Here is a 24,282-nt window from a genome sequence, read left to right as displayed (position 1 = left end):
ATGGCAAGGAGCAGCAACACAGTATCGGAGCCATGGGCGCCGACATTTACCAACTGAACGTACCAAACAGGCTACTAACTAACTACTCAGCGTCTGGCTGGCGTCAGCAGGCGGCGCGCCTCGCGCTGGGCATCCTCGTCCAGTTCGACCAGCCATTGCGGCTTGCCCGCCGCCAGCACAGCCACCGGCAGCCCGTCGCGAAACAGGATCCGGTTAGCCGCCAGAGCCGGCACCCTGGCGCCCGGTAACAGGGTGCCGAGCTGATTGAACGGATCGACCGCGGACACCGCCAGCATCTCGCCGGTCAGCGGCCCCTTGCGCACCTCGCGCAGCAAGCCAAGCGCCTCCGGCAGAGCGAACTGCTCGCCCGCCACCGCCGCGACAAAGCGTCCGCCGCGAATCTCGCCACGGGCTTCCAGCCGATGGTAGACCCGCAACAGGTCGCGCCAGGGCGGCAACCAGTCCGCTTCACGCGCAAGCAGGCGCCAGCACACCACGCCGTAACGGCGCAGCAGCACACGGGCAATGTGCTCCAGCGCCTCTGCATCGAACGCCGGTGTTCTTGCCTCCTCTTCGCCCGCTCCAGACTTGCGCACCAGTGCCCAGCGGCCGGCGTCGTCCATCCCGCCGATAAAGGCACCACCACGGCTTCGTCGGGCCGTACGCGAGCGCTTGCTCGCCGGCGCCAGCAATGCGCGCAGACCGGCGAAGCTGTCGGCGTTCACCAAACCCACCGCCACCAGCTCGCCAAGGGCATCCTCCAGTTCGCTGCGCAGCAGATGCGCGTCGTGCTGCAGCTCATCGAAGAACAGAGCGCCCTGGGCGTTCAGACATTCGAACACCCGCTGTGCCCGTGAAGACAGCTCCGGCGCCGGCGCGTCGCTGGCCAGTGCATACCAAGTCGGTAACTGGCGCCGCGGCAGCAGCACGATCGGCGTGCCGCGCACCGGCCCGCCGCTGGCCCTGAGTCGCCCGGCCAGCCGCGTCCAGACAATGCGGCCGGAGCGGCACAGCTCGTCCAGCCAGGTGCCGCCATAATCCTTCAGGCGCGCCGGCAAGAGATCGGCTTCCCACGCTGCGGCGGCGGCCTGAAAGCCCTCCAGCTGTTCGACGACCGTGGCCAGCGCCTCGCGCCCCTGCATGCGCGTGGTCGCGGACAGATGCTGCCAGTCAGCAAGAAAGCGCATGAAATCGACACGTTCGACCGGCTCGATCTCCCGTCGCAGGCGCTTGACCGTGTAGCGATGGATACGCGCCAGCAGATGCCGCTCGCACCACTCCTCCTCCACTGCGCCAGCGCTGAAACGCCCGCGCATCACGTAACCCTGACTTTCCAGACGGACCAGCGCCGCCGCGACGGCAGAGGCCGGTAACGCCAGCGGCCGCGCGATCAACGCCACCGGCAGCGGGCCGAAGCCGCTCAGCCGCGCACGAATCAGTTCGACCAGTGCCGCCTCTTCCTCGATTGGCTGATCGTAGCCGCCGGGCGCCTGCAGATGCGGCTGGAACGGAGCCTGCGGATAGATCGCGCGCAGCAGCATCAGGCGCTCGAGCGGCAACCAGAGGACGCGGTCGTGCGCCACGTCCATGCGCGTCGCGCGGCCACCACGGGCCAGTTCGGCCAGCCATTCGCTCCATTGCGGCTGTGCGGCGGTTTCGGCTTCGGCAATGCAACCGAGCGCTGTCAGCGCCTCGTGCAACTCGTCGGCACTGCGCGCCTCGGGCCAGGCCTCCTCACACACGGCGGCGATCGCTTCCGGGTCCAGCGCGCCCAGATCGTCAGCCGACTCCGGATCGCTCCAGCGCCGCGCGAGCACCGCCTGGGTGCGGCGCTCTTCCAGCGGTGCATCGTCGAGAAAGGCGTAAGGCCGTGCGCCGAGAATCTCCATGGCGAGCGGCGACGGCGCCGGCAGATCACGCGCCAGCAGTTCGACCTGGCCGCCCTCCATGCGCCGCAGCAGCGCGAGCCAGCCTTCACTATCCATGGCCTCGTGCAGGCAGTCATCGAGCGTCTGGCGTACAAGCGGATGATCGGGAATCTCGCGCTCGCCGACGATGTTTTCCAGGCAGGCAACCTGGTCGGGAAAGACCGTGGCCAGCAGATCGTCGCTCTTCATTCGCTGTAGCTGCGGCGCGACCTTGCGTCCGCCGGCCATGCGCGGCAACGCCAGTGCCGTGGTGGCGATCCAGCGCCAGCGCACACCGAACAGCGGCGCATCCAGCAGTGCCTGGATCAGCACCTGCTCGGCGCTGGCCGAATGCAGGTAGCGCCAGACTTCCGCCAGCGGAAAGCTGTGACTGGTGGACAGCGAAAGAATGATGGCGTCCTCGGTGGCCGCCGCCTGCAGCTCGAAGTTGAAGGTGCGGCAGAACCGCTTGCGCAGTGCCAGCCCCCAGGCGCGATTGATGCGGCTGCCATAGGGCGAATGAATGACCAGCTGGGTGCCGCCGGACTCGTCGAAGAAGCGCTCCATCACCAGCCGCTGCTGAGTCGGCAAGGCGCCAAGTGCGGAGCGGGCACGCGCCAGGTATTCGACGATCTGTCGCGCGGCGGTTTCCACCAGGCCAAGGGTGCCGGTAAGCCAATCGATGGCGGGCGACAGGTCCACCCTGCCCACCGCCGCCCCCTCAGCCAACCGCCGCTCGATCTCGTCACGCAGCCGCGCCACGGCAAAGGACAGCTCGTCGCTGCGCCCTGGCGCCTCGCCCAGCCAGAAGGGAATGCTCGGCGGCATGCCCTGGGCGTCTTCGACACGCACCCGCCCGGACTCGATCTTGAGGATGCGATACGACGTGTTGCCCAGCTGGAACACATCGCCGGCCAGGCTCTCCACCGCGAAGTCCTCGTTCACCGTGCCGATATTCAGCCCCTGCGGCTCCAGCAGCACGGCATAGTCGGCGTTGTCGGCGATGGTGCCGCCGGAGGTCAGTGCGGTCAGCCGGCCACCGCGCCGGCCACGCAGGCTGCGCGTCGCGAGATCACGGTGCAGATAGGCGCCGCGGGTTCCGTGGCGGGTCGTATAGCCCTCGGCGAGCATTCGCAGCAGTGCCTGGAAGGTCGCGTCGTCGAGCGCGGCATAGGGCATCGCGCGGCGGAACAGCTGGAGCAACGCTTCCTCCTCCCATTCCCGACAGGCCACCTCCGCGACGATCTGCTGGGCCAGCACATCCAGCGGCGCGTGCGGGATATTCAGCGTGTCCAGCTCGCCACGACGCACGGCGTCGAGCAGCGCGGCACACTCGATCAGGTCGTCGCGGGAGCTGGGAAACAGCCGCCCCTTGGACACCCCGGCGACCTGGTGCCCGGCGCGCCCAACCCGCTGCAGGAAAGCCGAAATCGAGCGTGGCGAGCCCAGCTGGCAGGCCAGCTCGACATCACCGATGTCGATGCCCAGCTCCAGCGAGGAAGTCGCGACCAGTACCCGCAACTCGCCGCGCTTGAGCTTCTGCTCGGCCGTCAGCCGCTGTTCGCGGGCCAGGCTGCCGTGGTGCGCAGCCACCACCGCGGCGCCCAGCCGTTCGGCCAGATGCCGCGTGGTGCGCTCGGCCATGCGCCGCGTGTTGACGAACACCAGCGTGGTGCGATGCTCGCCAGCCAGTGCCGCGAGGCGATCGTAGACCAGTGCCCAGGCGTCGTTGCTCATCACCGCTTCCAGCGGCACCGGCGGCACCTCCAGCGCAAGATCGCGGGCGCGGCCATGGCCGATGTCGACGATCTCGCACGGTCGCTCGACGCCGACCAGAAAGCGCGCCACCGCATCGATCGGCTTCTGCGTCGCCGACAGGCCGACCCGCACCAGCGGCCGATTGCAGAGCGCTTCCAGTCGCTCCAGCGACAGCGCCAGATGGCTGCCACGCTTGTTGCCGGCGATAGCGTGAATCTCGTCGACGATCACGCTCTGCACATCGGCGAGCATTTCGCGCCCAGATGCCGAGCCGAGCAGCACATAGAGCGATTCCGGCGTGGTGACGAGGATATGCGGCACGCGCTTGCGCATGGCGTTGCGCTCGGCCTGCGGCGTGTCGCCGGTACGCACCGCGGTGCGGATTTCCAACGCTGGTAGCCCAAGACGCGCCAGCTCCGCGGTGATCCCGGCGAGCGGCTCCTCCAGGTTGATATGGATGTCGTTGGACAAGGCCTTCAATGGCGAGACATAGAGCACGCGCGTCGCGTCGGCCAGGCCATCCTCGGCCAGACCCTGCTGCACCAGGCCATCGATAGCGGCGAGAAAGGCGGTCAGCGTCTTGCCCGAGCCAGTCGGCGCGGCCACCAGGGTCGAACGGCCCGCACGGATCAGCGGCCAGGCAGCCGCCTGGGCCGGCGTCGGTGCGGGAAAGCTGCGGGAAAACCAGCCCGCCACGGCGGGGTGGAAACTGCCAAGCGGATCGACGGATGACGTGGTCATGCCGATGAATATGGTGGCGCCCCGGCCTTTGCACAAGCGACAGCCGGTCGGCGGTCGGGAAACGGCCATGGGATATGGCGGTCAACTTGAAACATCCGCAACGCAACGGAGATGACCATGACCACCACCCCGCTCAGCCTCGACAACGCCATGCAACTGGCCTCGGAAGCCTTCCTGCCCTGTGGTTGCGTGACCAGCGCCAACCCCGAGGACGACAGCTTCGGCTTCACCGTGATGAACGGCAGCGGCGAGGAAATCACCCGCGTGGCGCAGGTGCGCGACTACGCCGACCCGCTTCGCATGGCACAGGTGATCGAGCAGACCCGTCAGGAGCTGATCGACAAGGGTTGCACCCTCGAACCCTGGAGCATGCCGTTCATCACCGACGACAGCGCCATTCCGGAAACCACGCCGAACTACTGAGGAGCGGCCATGAGCGACCACGTGCTGCTGATCACCGGCGCCTCGTCCGGGATCGGCGCGGCAACCGCACGTCTGGCAGCGGCGGCCGGCTACCGGCTGGCGCTCGCCGCACGCTCCGAGGACAAGCTGCGGCAGCTGGTCGATGAAATTGGGCCGCAGCGCGCCCTCGCCATTCGCTGCGACGTGACCGATTACGCCGAGCAACAAGCCATGGTGCAACGCGTGCTCGATCACTACGGCCAGCTCGATGCGGTCTACGCCAACGCCGGCATCCCCGGCAGCGACGGCGGTTTCAGCGGCGCCGATCCCGAAGTCTGGAAAACCATGCTGCTGACCAACGTCTACGGCGTCGGCCTGACCCTGCGCTGCACGCTGGCCGCCTTGAAGGCCAGCCGCGGTCATCTGCTGCTCACCGGCTCGGCAGCCGGGCGCTTCGTCATTCCCGGCTCGATGTACAGCGCCAGCAAATGGGCGGTGACCGGGATGGGTCTGAGCGTGCGCGAAGAACTGCGCGGCAGCGGTGTGCGAGTCACGCTGATCGAGCCGGGCATGGTCGACACGCCGCTGTTCGACAAGCCGCCAGCCTATGCCCTGCAACCGGAGGATGTCGGCCGCACAGTGGTCTATGCCCTGTCGCAGCCGGCCCATGTCGACGTTAACGAAATCCTGATTCGCCCGACGCCGCCGGTCGACGGCGAGTAACCTCAGCGTTCATCGCTGCGCTGTTGCTGTTGTTGCAGGCGTCCCGACTCGATGATTTCCGCCCGCCCAGCCCCATCGCCGTGGCGATGCTCGCCGGCCCCCCGCACCCGCTGCAGCTGAATCACTTCACCTTTCTCCCAGGCATTTGCCGCAGGATCGGCCGTCGGCTGCGGGATCGACTCGCGACTGCGACGGATCGCCTGGGTATCCACGTCGAGACGGTCGTCACGGGCCTGTTCCAGCGCCGGGTCCAGCTGGCCATCCGCGGTAAAGCCCATCATCAGCGCCGGAATTCCATAGGGCAGTTCCTTGTCGCGGTCGGTATGCCAGGTGTGCCAGGTCTTGCCGTAGGTGCTGACCACCTGCTCCATCAACTGCTTCTCCGCCACCTGCGGCAGGCCAGGTGCAACCAGCGAGCCGGACTTCACCTCGTAATCGTGGCTGTGCCAAAGCTTCTTCTCGTCCTCGGGCAGTGTCGCGAACAGGCGCGCGCTGATGATGTACTCGACGCCCATGAGCTTGGCATTGCTGCCATTGCCGTCGTAGATCAGCGCCTGCATCAGGTCCTCGTTCACCCGCGTGACGTAGTGGTGCGCCTCCATCTGCCCATCCATGTCGCCGTTGTAGAAGTGAAAGCCGTTGAGGTACGCGCTCACTGCATCCAAAGGCGCCTTGCCCTGCAGCAGCTTCGCGCCAACCTCGAGGGTGCGCGTTTCGGCGCTTTTCGGCGCGCCCGCAGCGTCGGTATAGGACGCCGTATTGTGCTGCCCGCAGGCAGCCAAAAGCAGCGCGGAACTCAGAACGAATAACTGTCGCATGGCTCGATCCCCTGCTTTGCTAATACAGAGTGACCAGAGCGCGGCCGCTTTTTCTTCATGGTCGCCAAGCCGGCCGGCAGAAACTTTTGCCCGCCGCGCCGGGTCGCTATGGGAGGCCGTTTCGGTCGTCAAACCCGAGGGGGACAGCCATGGGAAACCTGGCAGAGCAGCCACATCCGCACCCGGTACTCGCCGAACTCGACCTGTTGCTGCAGCGTTACCGGCAGGTACGCGCCACCAGCGAGGCGATCTGCACGCCGCTGCAGGTCGAAGATTACGTCATCCAGAGCACGCCGGAAGTCAGCCCGCCAAAATGGCACCTGGCGCATGTCAGCTGGTTCTTCGAGACCTTTCTGCTGTTGCCTTATCTGCCCGGCTACCGGCGGCTGAACGAGGCCTACGACTACCTGTTCAACTCCTACTACCAGACCCATGGCCTGCCCTTTCCGCGGGCGCGGCGCGGTGTGCTATCCCGCCCGGGTGTGGACGAGATCTATCGCTATCGCCGCCACGTCGACCAGGCCATGGGCGAACTGCTGAGCAATCCGCCGCGCGAGCAGGCTGCCGAAATCGTCCGCCGCGTCGGCCTCGGCCTGCAGCACGAGCAGCAGCACCAGGAACTGCTGCTGATGGACATCAAGCACATCCTCGCGCAGAACCCGCTGCACCCGGTTTATCGCGACGATCTCGCCCAGCCCCGGCCCAGCAGCCCCGAGCGCCCGCGCTGGCATGAATACACCGGCGGTGTGCAGCACATCGGGCATGCCGGCAGCGACTTCGCCTTCGATTGCGAAACCCCGCGACATCGCCAGTTCGTCGAGGATTTCCAGCTTGCCGAACGCCTGGTGAGCAACCGCGAATACCTGTCGTTCATCACTGACGGCGGTTATGCCCGCCCGGAGCTGTGGCTGTCGGACGGCTGGGACCTGATCCAGCAGGCCGGCTGGAATGCTCCGCTGTACTGGCTGCGCGAGGACGCCAGCTGGCACGAGATGACCCTCGGCGGCCTGCGCCCGCTGGACCTGGAGGCACCGGTCTGTCACATCAGCTATTACGAGGCCGATGCCTTCTCACGCTGGGCCGGTGCGCGGCTGCCGAGCGAAGCGGAATGGGAAGTCGCCGCCGCCGACCAGCCATTGCGCGGCAACTTCCTTGAAAGCGACTACCTGCAACCGGTCGCCGCGCCGCCCGGCCATGACGGCCCGAGGCAGCTGTTCGGCGATGTCTGGGAGTGGACCGCCAGCGCCTACCTGCCCTATCCGGGTTTTCGCCCGCTGGAGGGCAGCCTCGGCGAGTACAACGGCAAGTTCATGTCCGGCCAGATGGTCTTGCGTGGCGGTTGCTGCGCCACGCCGGAATCCCACCTACGGGTCACCTACCGCAACTTCTTCCAGCCGGCCATGCGCTGGCAGTTCGCCGGGCTACGCCTGGCCAGAGGGCTCTGAACATGGCGCTGGCAATTCACTTTCACGATCAGCTGCAACAGCCACACGACGCCTCGCTGCGCGACGAAACCCTCGCCGGGTTCGCCGCGAGCCCGAAATGGGCCTCGCCGAAGTTCTTCTATGATCGCCGCGGGTCCGAGCTGTTCGAGCAGATCTGCCAGCAGCCCGAGTACTACATCACCCGCACCGAGGAGCAGATCCTCGCCGAGGCGGCCAACGACATCCTCGACATCGCCGGGCCTCACAGCGACCTGATCGAGCTGGGCAGCGGCGCCAGTCGCAAGGTACGCCTGCTGCTGGAGGCACTGCACCCAACCAGCTATCTGGGCATCGACATCTCCGAGGACTTCCTGCTCAGCAGCACCCAGCGGCTGGCGGCGGACTACCCGTGGCTGGAGGTGCATGCCGCCTGTACCGACTTTTCCAACGAGCTGAACCTGCCGGATGATTTCTCCAGCGAGCACCCGCTGATGTTCTTCCCCGGCTCCAGCATCGGCAATTTCACCCCGGGCGAGGCCTCAGCCTTCCTGCAGCGTCTGCACGATGTGCTGCCGGTGGGCGGCGGCCTGGTGATCGGCGTCGATCTGGTCAAGGACCGCGCGGTGCTGGAGGCGGCTTACAACGACCGCGCCCATGTCACCGCTGCCTTCAACCTCAACCTGCTGCAGCGCATCCGCAACGAGCTGGACAGCGACATCGACCCGTCACGTTTCGTCCATCGCGCCTTCTTCAACGAGGCCGAATCGCGCATCGAGATGCACCTGATCAGCCCCGATGCGCAGGACGTGACCATCGAAGGCCGGCGCTTCCACTTCGATGCCGGGGAAAGCCTGCACACGGAAAACTCCTACAAGTACACGCTGGAATCCTTCGCTGCCCTGGCCGATGCCGCCGGCTTCGCCTGTCGTGGCCAGTGGACCGACCCGCGCGGGCTGTTCAGCGTCAACTACCTCGAGCGACGCTGAGCCATGCCTGCACGCGCTTGCGCCCTGCTCACCCTCGGCCTCGGGCTGTTGAGTGCCCTCGCCACCTTTCCGGCAGCTGCAGAAGACCCCATCCGCATCACCCAGCTCAAGCGCTGCGGCGACCTCTTTGCCGAGGACTCGCTGAGCTGGTGCCTGAGCGCCAAAGGCTTGCCTCGCGGCGAGGTGCAGCTGTACCTCAACGGCGGGCGAGTGGCTGCCGACAAGCTCCAGCGCGACGGTGAGCAGCTGCGCCTGGCCCTAGCGCCGGACGCGGTACGCAGCGGCCCGCTGTGGCTTGAGCGCGACGGGCAACGCAGCAATCCGGTCTGGCTCTCGGCCGGACGCAGCCAGGTGCTCGCCGCCAAACCCGATGAAGTGGCGCGCAACATGGATGACCTGACCACCTATGTAGACCTGGTCAGCCTGATCATCGAGGAGGACCACAAGGGGCTGGAAAAGGCCCGCCAGCTCGCCGAGAAGTACGGCGCCAAGGTGGTCGGCGCCATACCGCCGCTGAACACCTATCAGCTGCGCCTGCCGGTGAAAGACCTGACCGAGCGCGACGCCATGGTGCTGCGCCTGGGCAGCGAGGTGGGCGTGGATGCCGTGGTGATCGAGGAATCGGCCGCCGAGCACGACGAGCAGGAAACCGGCAAGACCGCGGATCAGAAGCGCCCGCAGAACCGCGAGTGGGCCGCCAACCGCTTCCTCGATGCGGTGGACTACTACCGCGAACGCATTCCCGCCGGCCAGCGCGCCGGGGAAAAACAGCCGGTGCGTATCGGCATCATCGAGCGCGCGGTGGATTTCGATGCACCGCATTTCGCCGAATATCTCGAACCCTGCGATCCACAGCAACAGCGCACGTGTCTCTACGCCCGCGACGCCGACCGGCCGGACAATCACGGCAGCAGCGTCGCCGGCATTCTCGCCGCCCACGCCAGGGATACCCGCGACCAGGGCTTTCTCAGTGCGCTGGACGGCACCGGGCCGGGCTTCGAGGTGATCGTCGAGCGCAACTCGGACGCCGGCATCACGGCCAACGTCGCGGCCTCGGTGAATCTGGTGGAGGACGGCGCGCGCATCCTCAACTGGAGCTGGGGCATCCACCGCATCGGCACGGTGGATGTGGAAGGCGAACCGGTGGATTCGCTGCTGCGTTCGGGCATCGCCATGAGCGGCTACGAGGAGCTGCTGGAGGAATTCTTCCTCTGGTTGCGCCGCGAACATCCCGACGTGCTGGTGATCAACTCCGCCGGCAATGGCTCGGCGCACTCCGGGCGTGACGACTATCGACTGCCCTCCTCGTTCATCACCGAGCAGCTGCTGGTGGTCGGCGGCCATGAGCGCAACGACCGGATAAAGGTCTCGGTGGAGCACCCCGACTACGTACGCAAGCGCAAATCATCCAACGTCGATATGCGCGTGGACATCACTGCCGCCGCCTGCACCCGTGCAGCCACGCTCGATCCCGAGCAGCGCGGCGACGTGCACTGCGGCACTTCCTACGCCACGCCGCTGGTCGCCGGTGCGGTGGGTGCGATGCTTTCGGTCAATCCCGGGCTGGAGCCGGATCAGGTGCGTGAACTGCTACGCCGCAGCGCCATGACCATCGGCCGCGACTCGGATTTCGAACCGGCCGAGGCGGATGACCTCACCGCGCCGATCCTGCCGTCCGAGCGTGGTTACCGGCTGGATGATCGCGATGTCGGTCGCTCAGCACGGCTGGACATGCGCAAGGCGCTGGAGCTGACCGTGGAAAGCCTGAAGAACTCGCGCTAGGTGTTCACTCCATGTCGCCGCACAGCTCGGCGGCACGCAGCAGCGCGGCGGTCAGCGCGTGGCGCTCCCATTGCGGCAAAGCGGCGAAACGCGCGCGGAATTCCGGTGGCAGCAGCGCTGGCGCCTGCTGCAACAAGGCGCGGCCGCTATCGCTGAGCAGCAGCCACTGGCGGCGGCGGTCCTGGTCGTCGCGCTGGCGCTGCAACAGCCCGCGCTCCTCCAGCCGGTCTATCTGCCCGGAAAGCGTGGCTGCGGTAAGGCTGACGCGCCGGCTCAGGTCACTCGCGGTCAACTGCCCTTCGCTAGCCAGCACCTGCAGGATCATCAGCTGCACAGGGCTCAAGCCTCCGTAGCGCGCCAGACGCTTGGCATGTACTTCGGCGTCCTGCTGCAACCGGCGCATGGCCTGAAACAGCGGCATCTCGAAGGCTTCCAGCCCGGCACTATTGCTTTCGTTTAAAACTGTTTCTTCAGTCATATGCGGCTTTTCTTGCGAAAACTAACTTTGACATCAAAGCATTTTTTTGTTTTGGTGTAAAAAGTTGACTGACCTGTTCCCGGCCGCATCGGCGCCGCTGCGCTGATCCGAAAGGCTGAACTTCGCGGGTGACGGGCCAGTCACACTCCCCAACGGCAAAACCGGTAAGGATCTTATGTGTGGCATAGCTGGAGAACTTCGCTTCGATAACCGCCCGGCCGATCTGGCTGCGGTTGAACGCATCACTCAACACCTGACTGCGCGCGGCCCCGACGCGTGCGGTTTCCACAGCCAGGGCCCACTCGCCTTGGGTCACCGACGCCTGAAGATCATGGATCTGTGCGAGGCGTCCGGCCAGCCGATGATCGACTCGGCCCTCGGCCTGTCGATGGTCTTCAATGGCGCCATCTACAACTACCCCGAATTGCGCGCAGAGCTGGAAGGCCTGGGTTATCGCTTCTTCTCCGAAGGCGATACCGAAGTGCTGCTCAAGGGCTTCCACGCCTGGGGCGAGGCGCTGCTGCCGCGGTTGAACGGCATGTTCGCCTTTGCCATCTGGGAGCGCGACAGCCAGCAGCTGTTCATCGCCCGCGACCGTCTCGGCGTCAAGCCGCTGTACCTGTCGCGCACCGGCCAGCGGCTGCGCTTCGCCTCGTCGCTGCCGGCCCTGCTCAAGGGTGGTGATATCGCCGGTGTACTGAATCCGGTGGCACTGAATCACTACATGAGCTTCCACGCCGTGGTTCCGGCACCGGATACGCTGATCGCCGGGATCGAGAAGCTGCCGCCGGCAAGCTGGATGCGCGTCGACGCCAATGGTGCGACCACCACCCAGCGCTGGTGGGAGCTGGAATTCGGCGCCCGAGAAGAAGAGCGCAACTACAGCTTCGAAGACTGGAAACAGCGCACCCTGGACACCATGCGCGAGGCAGTGGCGATTCGTCAGCGCGCCGCGGTGGATGTCGGCGTGCTGCTCTCCGGTGGGGTCGACTCCAGCCTGCTGGTCGGCCTGCTGCGCGAAGCCGGTGTGGCGGACAACCTGCTGACCTTTTCCATCGGCTTCGAAGACGCCGGCGGCGAGCGCGGCGACGAGTTCAAGTACTCGGATCTGATCGCCAAGCACTACAACACGCGCCACCACCAGCTACGCATCCAGGAAAAGGAAATCCTCGAACAGCTGCCGGCCGCCTTCCAGGCGATGAGCGAGCCGATGGTCAGCCATGACTGCATCGCCTTCTACCTGCTCTCGCGGGAAGTGGCCAAGCACTGCAAGGTGGTGCAGAGCGGCCAGGGTGCGGACGAACTGTTCGCCGGCTACCACTGGTATCCGCTGGTGGACGGCGCCGAAGACCCAGTGGCGGCCTACCTCGCCGCGTTCCGCGATCGCACGTACGAGGAATATGCCGAGACCGTGCAGCAGCAGTGGGTCCAGGGCGACTTCTCGGGCGACTTCGTCCGCCAGCACTTCGCCCAGCCCGGCGCCGATGCGGCGGTGGACAAGGCCCTGCGCATCGACAGCACGGTGATGCTGGTCGATGACCCGGTCAAGCGCGTCGACAACATGACCATGGCCTGGGGCCTGGAGGCACGCACGCCGTTCCTCGACTATCGCGTGGCCGAACTGTCGGCGCGGATTCCGGCGCAATTCAAGCTGCCCGAAGGCGGCAAGTACGTGCTCAAGGAAGCGGCGCGGCAGGTCATTCCTGCCGAGGTGATCGACCGGCCGAAGGGCTACTTCCCGGTGCCGGGCCTCAAGCACTTGCAGGGAGCGACGCTGAACTGGGTGCGCGAGATGCTGCTCGACCCCAGCCAGGAGCGCGGCCTCTACAACCCGCAGGCGCTGGAGAAGCTGCTCGCCGATCCGGATGGTCAGCTCACGCCGCTGCGCGGTTCCAAACTCTGGCAGCTGGCAGCGGTCAACCTATGGTTGAGCGAACAAGGCCTTTGATGGTGGCCGATGCAGGCGCCAGGCCACGACGGCCCCGATAACCCGCTCACGAACGGCTGCGGTTGCCACGCGCCACGGGGGCAAGCACAGCGCCCCGCCGCTGCCGGTTCGTGACTTAGCATCAAGGAACGCACCATGCAGAAGTCCCAAGCCTACGGTCAGCGTCTGTTGCGCGGTCAGGCTCCGACCTACCAGCGGCTGCAGGCACGCTTCGCCGAGGACGGTCAGGAGGAGCCCTGCGGCCCGGTGATCCTGCATTGCGGCTGGGGTCGCATTCTGGTCGGCCACACCTACTCCGATCCCGCCCAACTCGCTGCCGAACTGCTCAACGAGCAGGCGGGCGAGCGCGATATCGCGCTGTACGTCGCCGCGCCACATCAGGTGCTGTCCTATGCACCGCAGCAACTCTTCCTCGACCCCTCCGATACCCTGCGTATCTGGTTCACCGACTACCGCCCTGCGCAGAAGCGTTTCCGCGGTTTCTGCGTGCGCCGTGCCCAGAGCGAAGCCGACTGGCAGGCCATCAACGGTCTGTACCAGGCGCGCGGCATGATGCCCGTCGACCCGGAGCGCTGCACCCCGCGCGAACAGGGCGGCCCGGTGTACTGGCTGGCCGAGGACGAAACCTCCGGGCAAATCATCGGCAGCGTGATGGGCATCGACCACCACCGCGCCTTCAACGATCCGGAAAACGGCTCCAGCCTGTGGTGCCTGGCGGTTTCGCCAAGCTGCCCGCGGCCGGGCGTCGGCGAGGCGCTGGTGCGTCACCTGATCGAACACTACATGGGCCGCGGCCTGGCCTATCTCGATCTGTCGGTGCTGCACGACAACCAGCAGGCCAAGGCGCTGTACGCCAAGCTGGGCTTCCGTGATCTGCAGACCTTCACCGTCAAGCGCAAGAACAGCTTCAACCAGCCGCTGTTCCTCGGCCCTGGCCCGGAAGCAAAGCTCAACCCCTACGCCAAGATCATCGTCGACGAGGCCCGGCGGCGCGGTATCGAGATCGAGATCAACGATGCCGAAGCCGGTCTGTTCACCCTGACCCAGGGCGGCCGGCGGGTACGCTGCCGAGAGTCGCTATCCGACCTGACCTCGGCTGTCAGCATGACGCTCTGCCAGGACAAGCGCCTGACCCACCGCACCCTGTCCCAGGCCGGCATCTGTCTTCCGGCGCAACAACTGGCCGCCGGCCCGAAGGAAAATGCCGCGTTCCTAGCCGAGCACGGCAGCGTGGTGGTCAAGCCGGTGGATGGCGAACAGGGCATGGGCGTCGCCGTGGACCTGCGCGATGCGACCGAAATGGAAGACGCCATCCAGCGCGCCCGGCAGTACGACAGTCGCGTATTGCTGGAAAGCTTTCATCCGGGGTTCGACCTGCGCATCGTGGTGATCGGCTTCGAGGTGGTTGCCGCAGCGATACGCCGCCCGGCGGAAGTCATCGGAGATGGCCGCACCAGCATCGGTTCGCTGATCGAGAAGCAGAGCCGCCGGCGCCAGGCCGCTACCGGCGGTGAGAGTTCCATTCCGCTGGATGAGGAAACCCAGCGCTGCCTGCGCGACGCCGGCTTCGACTTCGAAAGTGTATTGCCGGACGGACACCGGCTCGCGGTGCGCCGCACCGCCAACCTGCATACCGGTGGCACGCTGGAAGACGTCACCGCGCAACTGCACCCCGAGCTGGTCGACGCCGCCGTACGCGCCGCCCGCGCGCTGGACATCCCGGTGGTGGGCCTGGACCTGCTGGTGCCGGCACCGGACCAGCCGGAGTACGTCTTCATCGAGGCCAACGAGCGCGTCGGCCTGGCCAATCATCAGCCGCAGCCAACCGCTGAACGCTTCATCGACCTGCTCTTCCCGCTCAGCACCGCAGGTTGAGTCTGGCGCGACCCGGCACCAAGCCGGGTCGCCACAGGTCGTTCGTCACTATGGCGAGTCCCGCTTTCCGACATTCACTCCATCCGGTGGCTGAAAAGGCACCGTCAACAGGAGCTTTCATGACCGCAAAACTCCCCGAACCCGATCTCAACTACATGCAACGCGTGTTGCTGGAAATGCTCGCCATCCCCAGCCCCACCGGATTCACCGACACCATTGTGCGCTATGTTGCCGAGCGCCTGGCCGAGCTGGGCATCCCCTACGAGCTGACCCGCCGCGGCACCATCCGCGCCACACTCAAGGGCCGTCGCTACAGCCCGGACCGCGCGGTCGCGGCGCACCTGGACACCATCGGCGCCATCGTCCGCGAGATTCAGGATACCGGCCGCCTCGGCCTGGCCCCGGTGGGCTGCTGGTCGAGCCGTTTCGCCGAGGGCAGCCGCGTCAGCGTCTTCACCGATACCGGAGTCATCCGCGGTAGCGTACTGCCGCTGCTGGCCTCGGGGCATGCCTTCAACACCGCCGTGGATGAAGCACCGGTGAGCTGGGACCACGTCGAACTGCGCCTGGACGCCTATACCTACAGCCGCAACGAAACCTGCGCACTGGGGGTCAACGTCGGTGATTTCGTCGCCTTCGATCCGATGCCGGAATTCACCGAGAACGGCTACATCAGCGCCCGCCACCTGGATGACAAGGCTGGCGTCGCCGCGCTGCTGGCGGCACTGAAGGCCATCGTCGAAAGCGGCCGCGAACCACCCATCGATGTACATCCGCTGTTCACCATCACCGAGGAAACCGGCTCCGGAGCCGCCGGCGCCCTGCCCTGGGATGTCAGCGAGTTCGTCGGGATCGACATCGCGCCGGCGGCCAAGGGCCAGGCCTCCAGCGAGCACGCGGTGACCGTGGCGATGCAGGATTCCGGCGGCCCCTACGACTTTCATCTGTCGCGCCACCTGCTAAAGCTCGCCAGCGAGAACGAGATACCGGTGCGCCGCGACCTGTTCCGCTACTACCACAGCGACGCCCAGTCGGCGGTCGAAGCGGGGCACGACATCCGCACCGCGCTGCTGGCCTTCGGCTGCGATGCCACCCATGGCTACGAACGCACCCATATCGACAGTCTGGCCGCGATGAGTCGCCTGCTCTGTGGCTACATGCTCAGCCAGCCGGTCTTCGCCAGCGACTCTCAGCACGCGAAGGACTCGCTGGAACGTTTCAGCCATCAACTGGAACACGATGCGCAGATGGAGAACGACACCCGCGTGCCGCCCGTCGACACGCTGATCGGTCGCCAGCACCACACCCAGGACCGCGACAGCTGAGCGATTGGCTTACGTGACCAGGCGCCTGCTTCGCGCAGTAGACGCTTGCCGCTCGGCGCGTAACTCGGCAAAGTTAACCGGACAAGGACGTGCGGCACTCTGAAGGCGCCATGTAGAGCCCAAGGAATCGGTACCGTCACATCGCTCTACTAATATGTGTCGCCCATTCGGGCGCGCCTCTTCCGGAACGAAACATGACGCCGCGTTCATGCCTGGCTTTGCTGCTGTTTTGCCTGTCGCTCCAAGCCTGGGCAATCTCGCCCGTCGTGTTCGATTCACCCGACCTGCGCAAGTCACTCGGAAGCGGCACCCTCTACCTCGAGGACCCGGATGGCGCGCTGGATGTCGATGAAGTCATGGCATTCGCGGACGAGCGCATGCGCACCGTCGAGAGCGGCCATGTGAACGAGGGCAAGAACAGCTCGACATGGTGGTTACGCGCCAGACTGGTCAACGAGCTGGACGCACCGCTCGGCGGCTTCGTCGAAATCAACTACCCGCTGCTCGACCACATCGAGCTGTTCCTGCAGTACCCCGACGGCAGCATCAGCAGGCAGCTGACCGGGGATCGCTACCCCTTCGCGGATCGTCCGGTAAAGGTCAGCGACTTCTGGTTTCCCGTCGATCTGCCTCCGGGCGAAACCACCCTTCTGTTGCGCATCAAGACCACCAGCACGCTCTACGTGCCGCTGTACTTCAGCAGCTACAACGCCAGCGCGGCCCAGCAACAGGAGTTGAGCGGCATCAGCGGCGCCTTCTACGGCGTGCTGTTCGCGATGTTCTGCTACAACCTGTTCCTGTTCGCCTCGCTGCGCGAGCCGGCGTACTTCTGGTATCTGGTCTACACCCTCAACGTCGGACTGTTCGCGCTCTCCTTCGACGGCCTGCTGGTCAAATGGCTGGCCGACGACGGCGGGCTGGTGGCCATGGGCATCTACGTCCTGATGTTCAGCCATTGCCTGATCGCCATCCAGTTCAGCCGCCACTTCCTGCACACCCGCGAGCTCTTTCCACGGCTCGACCTGGTGCTGCGCTGCACGCTGCTGATCGCCCTCGGCAGCATGGTTTCCGGGCTGCTGCTGGACGTGCAGACCTGGAGCATCCTGGCCAGCATCACGGTGATCGCCGCCTCGGTCGGCCTGCTTGCCACCGGCGCCTTCGTCTGGCGTCGCGGCGTGCGCTATGGCGTCTACTACACGCTGGCCTGGGGCGTACTGCTGGCCTCGTTCATCCTGGTTACGGCCGGCTCGCTGGGCTTCGAGCTGTTCGGCCTGTACGGCGCGGCGGTGGTCAAGGCCAGCGTCGCTTTCGAACTGATCACCCTGTCCATCGGCCTGGCCGATCGCATCAACCTGCTTAAGGAAGAGGGCTACCGCTCGCGTGAGGCCGCCGAGCGGGCCGCCAGCGAGAATGAAGCCAAGAGCCGCTTCCTGGCCAAGATGAGTCACGAGATCCGCACTCCGCTCAATGGCGTGCTCGGCATGCTGCAACTGCTGCGTGAAACGCCGCTGGACCGCAGCCAGCAGTTCTATCTGGATACCATCTCCAGCTCCGGCAACTCGCTGATGGCGGTGATCAACGACATCCTCGACTACGCCCGGATCGGCTCCGGCAAGCTCAGCCTGGAAGACATCGACTTCGATCTGGAAATCCTGATTTCCGAAACCATCCGGCTGTTCACCGCGCAGGCGCTGGAGAAACAGCTGAGCCTGCACGTAGGCCTGGAGCCCGGCGTGCCGCGACGGATTCGTGGCGACCCCACGCGACTCAAACAGATTCTGATGAACCTGCTGAGCAATGCGCTGAAATTCACCGAGCACGGCCACGTACTGCTCGAAGTCTCCTGCCGTCAGACTCAGGAAGGCACCCGGCGCCTGGTGTTCTGCGTCAGCGACAGCGGTATCGGCATGCGTCAGGAAGTGCTGGCGCAGTTGTTCGAATCCTTCTCCCAGGGCGATTCGAGCACCACTCGACGTTACGGCGGCAGCGGATTGGGCCTGGCGATCAGCAAGGAGCTGGTGGAAATGATGAACGGCCATATCGAGGTGCAGAGCGCACCGGGCCGCGGCAGCCGCTTCTGCTTCGAAATCCCGCTGCAAAGCGCCAGCGATGTGGAAGACCCGCTGAATCACCTGCTCGGCGGCCGCCCGGCGCTGCTTGCTTCGCAGGATACCGAGGGCCTCGAGGCGTTGAGCCATCTGCTGCGGCGCTGGGGCATGCGCACCGAGCGCTGCCAGACCCCGGAATGCCTGCCGGACTACCTGTCGGACTTCACCGCCCCGCCACTGATGGTTCTGCTGGCGCCCTGGCCGGGCAGTCCGGCGCAGTGGCTGGAGCGTCTTCGCCCGCATCTGGAGGCGAATCAGCGGGTGCTGATGCTCTATTCGCCGGTCCACGAGCCGCCACCGCCATCGCCCGGGTTACGTCTGATCAGCCTGGCGCTACCGCTGCAGAGCACGCCGCTGCGTGAGGCGTTGCAGGCGCTATACACTCCAGCGCCTCAGCAGGCTAGCGAAGCGACCGACGTTGCACCAGCAGAGCAGCCACCCCGCGAGCCCTGCATTCTGGTCGCCGAGGACAATCCGGTGAATCAGATGGTGGTGCGCGGCCTGCTGAAAAAGCGCGGTTACGCCGTTCAGCTCGCCGACAACGGACGCCAGGCCGTGGACCTCTATCGTCGCGATCCGGAAGCCGTGCAACTGATCCTGATGGACTGCGAAATGCCGGAGCTCGATGGCTTCGAAGCCAGCCGGCGGATACGCAAGCTGGAAGCGGAGCTTGAGCTACAAGCCGTGCCGATCATCGCCGTGACCGCCCACGTACTGGCAGAGCACCGTCAGCGCGGCCTGGAATCGGGTATGGATGAATTCATCGGCAAACCTCTGGAGAGCCGGCAGCTGTATGCTTGCCTGGACAGCTACCTGCAGGGCGGCGCGAGCTAACGTCCGCCCGGCCTTGTGGCAAACCGGCTCACCCGAAGAAATCCCATGCTCATACCGCACGACCAGCTCGAACCGGACACCCTGACCCGCCTAATTGAAGATTTCGTCACCCGCGATGGCACCGATAATGGTGACGAAACCCCGCTTGAAACCCGGGTGACACGGGTGCGCCGCGCGCTGGACAAGGGGGAGGCGGTCATCGTCTTCGACCCCGACAGTCAGCAATGCCAGCTGGCCCTCAGGCGCGATGTGCCGCGCGAGTGGCTGGACTGAACGCCGCCGCGCGTTTCAGCCGAACAGACCGCTCTCGCGCTCCCAGGCACAGCGCATGCGCAGGTCGCTCTGCTGCGGACTGTGGCTGCCGGTATCGGTTTCCCAGCGAAAGGTGTGGGTGCCGTTGAGCTCGGTTTCCAGGTGCACCACCGCGCTGGTCCAGTACAACTGTTTGAGCAGCTCCTCGAAGCGCTGGACCCAGAGCGCCCACTCGTACTCCACTGCGCGGTAGCTGGCACCGAAGTGGATCACCTGGGTCTGGTACAGGCCCAGTTCCTCGTTACGGCAGAAGGAAAACATCTCGCGACCGATGAAGGGCCAGGCCTCGCCCTGCGGCAACGCCTGCACGGCAGCCAGATTGTTCGCCCGGCGCTGGCGGCACTGCTCGGGGTCGGCGGAAGGCCAATCACGGATGCAGCCATAAACGATGGATTCAGACTCCACTCGAAACTCCGAAACGCAGGGATGAACTGGGACGGCGAGCTTTCTAGCACAGCGCGGCAGGCGGGTCACCCGCGTCTTGGGAAGTGGTGAAACAGGCCACAGCCTCGGGACGGTTCAGCGATCCTGATGCCGTGGCCGCAGGCGCATCGCCAACAACGACATGCATGCCGCCATGCCGGTGAGGACCAGGAATGGCATGCGATAGTCACCCGCCAGATCACGCCCGAGCCCGGCCAGTACCGGAGTCAGGCACGCCAGGCAGTAGCCGGTGCAGAGCATCATCGCGGTCAGCCGGCTGACCGCCAACGGAGTATTGGCTTCGTACATCGGCGAGATCAGCGCCAGGGAGAAGGTGCCGTTGAGCGCAACGCCGAGCAGCATGCAGACCACCAGGGGTTGCCAGCTCGGTGCCAGAGCGATTGCTGCCAGGCAAAGGGTCGCCAACCCGCCGCACGCCGCCATGATTCGATGCCGATTGCCCAACCGCTGCGCCAGCCAAGGCATGGCAAAGGCGCTCGGCAGGCCGATGAGCATGAAACCACTGAAGAACGCATTACTTTGCAGCAGGCTGTAGCCAACCTCGTGATAACGAGCCACCAGCCAAGTGGCCAGCGCGTAGAACAGCCCCGCCTGAAGGGCAAAGTAGACACTGAGCAACCAGGCCCGAGGCTCCTTCCAGGGCAAACCGGCACGACTCTCGCTGGCGGCTTCCGGCTGATTGGGCAAGCGCGACCAGATCAGCAGCGCAGCCAGGGCCGGCAGCGCCCAGAGCGCCAGGCCACGCGTCCAGTCCTGCCCCATCACCTCGGTGGCCGGCGCCGTCACCACTACGCCGAGGGTGCCGCCGACCGCCATGCTCAGCGAGTACCAGGCAGCGGTCTGGCCCATGCGTTCGAGGAAGTAGCGCTTGATGAAACCGGACAGCAGCGGCCCGGCGACGGCGATCCCGGCGCCAACCAGCCCGGCGGTGCCGATCAGCAGAACGGCGTTGTGGCCGAACAGCCGCAACAGCAATGCCACGCCGATCAGCCCGAGGCACAGCGCGATGCTGCGCTCCAGCCCGAAACGCACGGCCAGCCGCGGCGCCAGGGGCGCGAGCAAGCCCATCAGCAGAACCGGCAAGGCCGTGGTGAGACTGATCAGACCGCGAGAAAGCGAAAGCTCTTCGGCGATGCGCTCGATCAGCGGAGCGAAGGAGGTAATACCTGGGCGCAGGTTGATGGCAGCCAGCACAAGCGCAAGCATCAGCAGCCCGCGGGAGGGAAAATTCACAAGCGATCCATAGGGTTACGGCTAAAAAAGCCGGACAGGCAACCCTACTCCCCGCCCCTCCCCGAGGCAACCGCAGCGGCCGCCGAAGCGGCCGGGCAGTCTCAGAGCGCCTTGCTCTTGGCGCGTTTCTTTTCGGCCAGCAGCGCCATCTCGTCGTAGATCGCCTGAGGGTTCTGCTGCTTGACCTTCCAGGCCATACGGCCCTCGTCGTGCGGCAGGATCATAAACTCGCCCTTGGCGACCTGCTGGTGGATGTAGTCAGCGATGTCCGCCGCAGTAATCGGCGAGGACTCCAGCAGCTTGCCGATCTGCGCCTTCACGTTTGGCGTCGGGCCGCGGAAGGAATCCAGCAGGTTGGTCTGGAAGAACGACGGGCAGACCACATGCACGCCGACCTCGGCCTGGCGCAGCTCGACCAGCAGGCTTTCCGACAGCGCCACCACGCCGGCCTTCGCCACGTTGTAGTTGCTCATGCCCGGTGCCTGCATCAGCGCCGCCATCGATGCGATGTTGATGATCTTGCCCTTGCTCTTTTGTACTAGCGGCAGGAACGCCTTGCAGCCCTTGACCACGCCCATCAGGTTGATCGCGATCTGCCAGTCCCAGTCCTCCAGCGACAGCTCGTCGAAGAAGCCGCCGGAAGCCACACCGGCGTTGTTGACCACGATATCGATGCCGCCAAGCTTCTCCTCGCAGGCCTGGGCGAAGGCGATCAGCTGGCTGTAGTCACGCACGTCGCAGCGCATGGTGAAGCCGTCACCACCCGCTTCGCGGACCATTTTCAGGGTTTCCGCCAGGCCGCCTTCGTTGACATCGGAAAGCGCCAGCTGCCAGCCCTCACGCGCCCAGCGCAGGGCAATCTCGCGACCAAGTCCGGAGCCGGCACCGGTAATCATCATGCGGTTGTGCATCGTTGTGCTGCCTTTTGTTGTTCGGGTAGTGGCAGCGAGTCTAGCGAATGCCGGGGCACGGACCGGCATCCATCAGACTGCTGAATGCCCTTGGCAAACCCGCGGCTGATGGGGCTGACCGCGCGGTTCCGGGCAGGCAATATGGCAGCAGCATGGGCTCGCTATAGCTGCACGAGCGACCTGCGCACGAATAAAAAAGGGCAGCCCGAGGGCTGCCCTTGTTTCTACCAGCATTGCGTCAGTGCGCGACGGCACCGGTGGCACCCAGGCCGGTCTGCGAACGAACGAACTGGGCGAAGAAGCGCTCGCGCTCCTCGCCGGCACGCTTGGACTTGTCGGTGACCGAGAAGAACCAGATGCCGATGAACGCGGCGGCCATCGAGAACAGCGCCGGGTATTTGTAGGGGAAGATCGCCTCGGCATAACCGAACACGTCGACCCATACGGTCGGGCTGATGATGGTCAGCAGCAACGCAGTGAACAGCCCCAGCGAGCCACCGAACAGCGCGCCGCGAGTGCTCAGGCCCTTCCAGTACATGGAAAGGAACAGCACCGGGAAGTTGCAGCTGGCGGCGATGGAGAATGCCAGGCCGACCATGAAGGCGATGTTCTGCTTTTCGAAGATGATGCCGAGCAGAATCGCCACCACGCCCAGGGTCAGGGTGGTCAGCTTGGTCACGCGCATCTCGTCCTCTTCCCGCGCCTTGCCCTGCTTGATCACGCAGGCATAGAGGTCATGGGAAACCGCCGAGGCACCGGCCAGGGTCAGACCCGCCACGACGGCGAGAATGGTGGCGAAGGCGACCGCGGAGATGAAGCCGAGGAACAGGTTGCCGCCCACCGCGCTGGCCAGGTGGATGGCGACCATGTTGGTACCGCCGACGATGGCGCCGGTCACGTCCTTGAAGTCCGGGTTGGTGCTGACCAGCAGGATCGCGCCGAAGCCGATGATGAAGGTCAGGATGTAGAAGTAGCCGATGAAGCCGGTGGCATAGAACACGCTCTTGCGCGCTTCCTTGGCGTCGGAGACGGTAAAGAAGCGCATCAGGATGTGCGGCAGGCCAGCGGTGCCGAACATCAGCGCCAGGCCGAGGGAGATCGCCGAGATCGGATCGGAAACCAGGCCGCCCGGGCTCATGATCTGAGCGCCTTTCTCGTGGATCTTCACTGCTTCGGCGAACAGGCTGCCAAAGTCGAAACCGACACTCTTCATCACCATGATGGCCATGAAAGAGGCGCCGGACAGCAGCAGGACCGCCTTGATGATCTGCACCCAGGTGGTGGCGAGCATGCCGCCGAACAGCACGTACATGACCATCAGCACACCGACCAGCACCACGGCTACGTAGTAGTCCAGGCCGAACAGCAGCTGGATCAGCTTGCCGGCGCCGACCATCTGCGCGATCAGGTAGAAGGCCACCACGATCAGCGAACCGAACGCGGAGAGCAGACGGATCTGCGTCTGACCGAGGCGATAGGACGCCACGTCGGAGAAGGTGAACTTGCCCAGGTTGCGCAGGCGCTCGGCCATCAAGAAGAGGATGATCGGCCAGCCGACGAGGAAGCCGATGGAGTAGATCAGGCCGTCGTAGCCGCTGGTGTAGACCAGCGCGGAAATGCCCAGGAAGGATGCCGCCGACATGAAGTCGCCGGCGATAGCCAGGCCGTTCTGGAAGCCGGTGATGCTACCACCCGCGGTGTAGTAATCAGCCGTGGAGGTGTTGCGCTTGGCCGCCCACTTGGTGATGCCCATGGTGAAGACGATGAACACCACGAACATGATGATGGCGGTGTAGTTGGTGGCCTGTTTCTGGACTTCGCCGGTAATCGCATCGGCGAGCAGCGCAGGCGAGACTGCCAGGAGGAAGGCAGCCATCAGGAAACGCAGGATCATTATTTCTGTGCCTCGTTGAGGATTTCCTGGTTGATGCGATCGAACTCACCATTGGCACGCTGCACATAGACACCGGTCAGGATGAACGCCATGAAGATCACCCCGACACCAACCGGGATACCCCAGGTGGTCACGGTATTGGCGGACAGCGGAATGCCGAGGATCTTTGGCTCGAAGGCGATCAGCAGGATGAACGCCAGGTAGGCGCTGAGCATGACAGCCGATAGCAGCCAGGCAAAACGGCCGCGCTTGGCAACCAGTTCCTGGAAACGCGGATTGGCATAGATCTGCCGGTAAACATTTTCATTGTGCATTGGAATCTGTCTCCACGGTCGCTACCCCCCGGTGGGAGCAGGGGCGGCTACTTTAGGCTTGGGTC

Annotated in this window: 19 protein-coding genes; 10 read left to right on the top strand and 9 right to left on the bottom strand. The window is 65.3% G+C overall.

Annotation, left to right across the window (positions count from 1 at the left end; all coding sequences use genetic code 11):
• Positions 1 to 86 precede the first annotated feature (86 nt).
• The gene (locus CW305_RS03195; RefSeq protein WP_104097413.1) at positions 87 to 4,406 is read right to left on the bottom strand and encodes a DEAD/DEAH box helicase; all 4,320 of its coding nucleotides are present in this window, start codon (positions 4,404 to 4,406) and stop codon (positions 87 to 89) included.
• A gap of 117 nt (positions 4,407 to 4,523) precedes the next feature.
• Between CW305_RS03195 and CW305_RS03190 the strand changes: the two genes are divergently transcribed.
• Together CW305_RS03190 and CW305_RS03185 are read left to right on the top strand one after the other, a co-directional pair.
• Complete coding sequence (locus CW305_RS03190; protein WP_014819807.1) at positions 4,524 to 4,829, top strand: hypothetical protein; 306 nt, start codon at positions 4,524 to 4,526, stop codon at positions 4,827 to 4,829.
• Positions 4,830 to 4,838: 9 nt separating this feature from the next.
• Positions 4,839 to 5,531 (top strand): SDR family oxidoreductase, encoded by a 693-nt coding sequence (locus CW305_RS03185; RefSeq protein WP_104097088.1) that lies wholly within the window; start codon positions 4,839 to 4,841, stop codon positions 5,529 to 5,531.
• 2 nt (positions 5,532 to 5,533) lie between these two features.
• Here CW305_RS03185 and CW305_RS03180 read toward each other — a convergent pair whose 3' ends face one another.
• Positions 5,534 to 6,349: an OBAP family protein gene (locus CW305_RS03180; RefSeq protein WP_104097087.1), complete on the bottom strand. Its 816-nt coding sequence runs from the start codon at positions 6,347 to 6,349 to the stop codon at positions 5,534 to 5,536.
• Positions 6,350 to 6,498: 149 nt separating this feature from the next.
• Here CW305_RS03180 and egtB point away from each other — a divergent pair, with 149 nt between their 5' ends.
• Genes egtB through CW305_RS03165 form a run of 3 tightly spaced genes read left to right on the top strand, consistent with a single transcriptional unit; the run spans position 6,499 to position 10,541 of the window.
• Positions 6,499 to 7,794 carry an ergothioneine biosynthesis protein EgtB gene (gene egtB, locus CW305_RS03175; protein WP_104097086.1) on the top strand — a complete coding sequence of 432 codons (1,296 nt, stop codon included), beginning with the start codon at positions 6,499 to 6,501 and terminating at the stop codon, positions 7,792 to 7,794.
• A 2-nt stretch (positions 7,795 to 7,796) separates the two neighbouring features.
• Entirely contained in the window at positions 7,797 to 8,759 is a 963-nt protein-coding gene (gene egtD / locus CW305_RS03170) for an L-histidine N(alpha)-methyltransferase (protein WP_104097085.1), read from the top strand.
• Between the two features lie 3 nt (positions 8,760 to 8,762).
• A complete protein-coding gene (locus tag CW305_RS03165; RefSeq protein WP_104097084.1) occupies positions 8,763 to 10,541 on the top strand; it encodes a S8/S53 family peptidase in 1,779 nt (592 codons plus the stop codon).
• A 4-nt stretch (positions 10,542 to 10,545) separates the two neighbouring features.
• On the opposite strand, the gene CW305_RS03160 is transcribed toward CW305_RS03165, so the two are convergent.
• Together CW305_RS03160 and CW305_RS23330 are read right to left on the bottom strand one after the other, a co-directional pair.
• Positions 10,546 to 11,019 carry a MarR family winged helix-turn-helix transcriptional regulator gene (locus CW305_RS03160; RefSeq protein WP_104097083.1) on the bottom strand — a complete coding sequence of 158 codons (474 nt, stop codon included), beginning with the start codon at positions 11,017 to 11,019 and terminating at the stop codon, positions 10,546 to 10,548.
• Entirely contained in the window at positions 11,012 to 11,308 is a 297-nt protein-coding gene (locus CW305_RS23330) for a hypothetical protein (RefSeq protein WP_181063859.1), read from the bottom strand. The genes CW305_RS03160 and CW305_RS23330 overlap by 8 nt, the downstream gene beginning before the upstream one ends.
• Between CW305_RS23330 and CW305_RS03155 the strand changes: the two genes are divergently transcribed.
• From CW305_RS03155 to CW305_RS03135, 5 genes are all read left to right on the top strand, one after another.
• Entirely contained in the window at positions 11,195 to 12,967 is a 1,773-nt protein-coding gene (locus CW305_RS03155; protein WP_104097082.1) for an N-acetylglutaminylglutamine amidotransferase, read from the top strand. The genes CW305_RS23330 and CW305_RS03155 overlap by 114 nt on opposite strands.
• 135 nt (positions 12,968 to 13,102) lie before the next feature.
• On the top strand, positions 13,103 to 14,842 hold the full coding sequence (ngg, locus tag CW305_RS03150) for an N-acetylglutaminylglutamine synthetase (RefSeq protein ID WP_045666273.1): 1,740 nt from the start codon (positions 13,103 to 13,105) through the stop codon (positions 14,840 to 14,842).
• Between the two features lie 119 nt (positions 14,843 to 14,961).
• On the top strand, positions 14,962 to 16,167 hold the full coding sequence (locus CW305_RS03145) for an osmoprotectant NAGGN system M42 family peptidase (RefSeq protein WP_045666274.1): 1,206 nt from the start codon (positions 14,962 to 14,964) through the stop codon (positions 16,165 to 16,167).
• Positions 16,168 to 16,361: 194 nt separating this feature from the next.
• Positions 16,362 to 19,109, top strand: coding sequence for a hybrid sensor histidine kinase/response regulator (locus CW305_RS03140; protein ID WP_042926127.1), 2,748 nt, complete (start codon positions 16,362 to 16,364; stop codon positions 19,107 to 19,109).
• A gap of 45 nt (positions 19,110 to 19,154) precedes the next feature.
• Entirely contained in the window at positions 19,155 to 19,382 is a 228-nt protein-coding gene (locus CW305_RS03135) for a YheU family protein (protein ID WP_003301246.1), read from the top strand.
• Positions 19,383 to 19,397: 15 nt separating this feature from the next.
• On the opposite strand, the gene CW305_RS03130 is transcribed toward CW305_RS03135, so the two are convergent.
• From CW305_RS03130 to CW305_RS03110, 5 genes are all read right to left on the bottom strand, one after another.
• Positions 19,398 to 19,826 (bottom strand): hypothetical protein, encoded by a 429-nt coding sequence (locus CW305_RS03130; RefSeq protein ID WP_003301247.1) that lies wholly within the window; start codon positions 19,824 to 19,826, stop codon positions 19,398 to 19,400.
• Positions 19,827 to 19,940: 114 nt separating this feature from the next.
• On the bottom strand, positions 19,941 to 21,071 hold the full coding sequence (locus tag CW305_RS03125) for an MFS transporter (protein WP_041013626.1): 1,131 nt from the start codon (positions 21,069 to 21,071) through the stop codon (positions 19,941 to 19,943).
• Positions 21,072 to 21,199: 128 nt separating this feature from the next.
• Entirely contained in the window at positions 21,200 to 22,009 is an 810-nt protein-coding gene (locus tag CW305_RS03120; protein ID WP_014819796.1) for an SDR family oxidoreductase, read from the bottom strand.
• 238 nt (positions 22,010 to 22,247) lie between these two features.
• Complete coding sequence (locus tag CW305_RS03115) at positions 22,248 to 23,903, bottom strand: cation acetate symporter (RefSeq protein WP_023445031.1); 1,656 nt, start codon at positions 23,901 to 23,903, stop codon at positions 22,248 to 22,250.
• Positions 23,903 to 24,217 carry a DUF485 domain-containing protein gene (locus tag CW305_RS03110; RefSeq protein WP_023445032.1) on the bottom strand — a complete coding sequence of 105 codons (315 nt, stop codon included), beginning with the start codon at positions 24,215 to 24,217 and terminating at the stop codon, positions 23,903 to 23,905. The genes CW305_RS03115 and CW305_RS03110 overlap by 1 nt, the downstream gene beginning before the upstream one ends.
• Positions 24,218 to 24,282: the final 65 nt, after the last annotated feature.

The organism is Stutzerimonas kunmingensis (assembly GCF_002929225.1).
In the GTDB taxonomy this organism is placed as follows: Bacteria; Pseudomonadota; Gammaproteobacteria; order Pseudomonadales; family Pseudomonadaceae; genus Stutzerimonas.
This window is presented reverse-complemented; position numbering and strand designations above follow the sequence as displayed.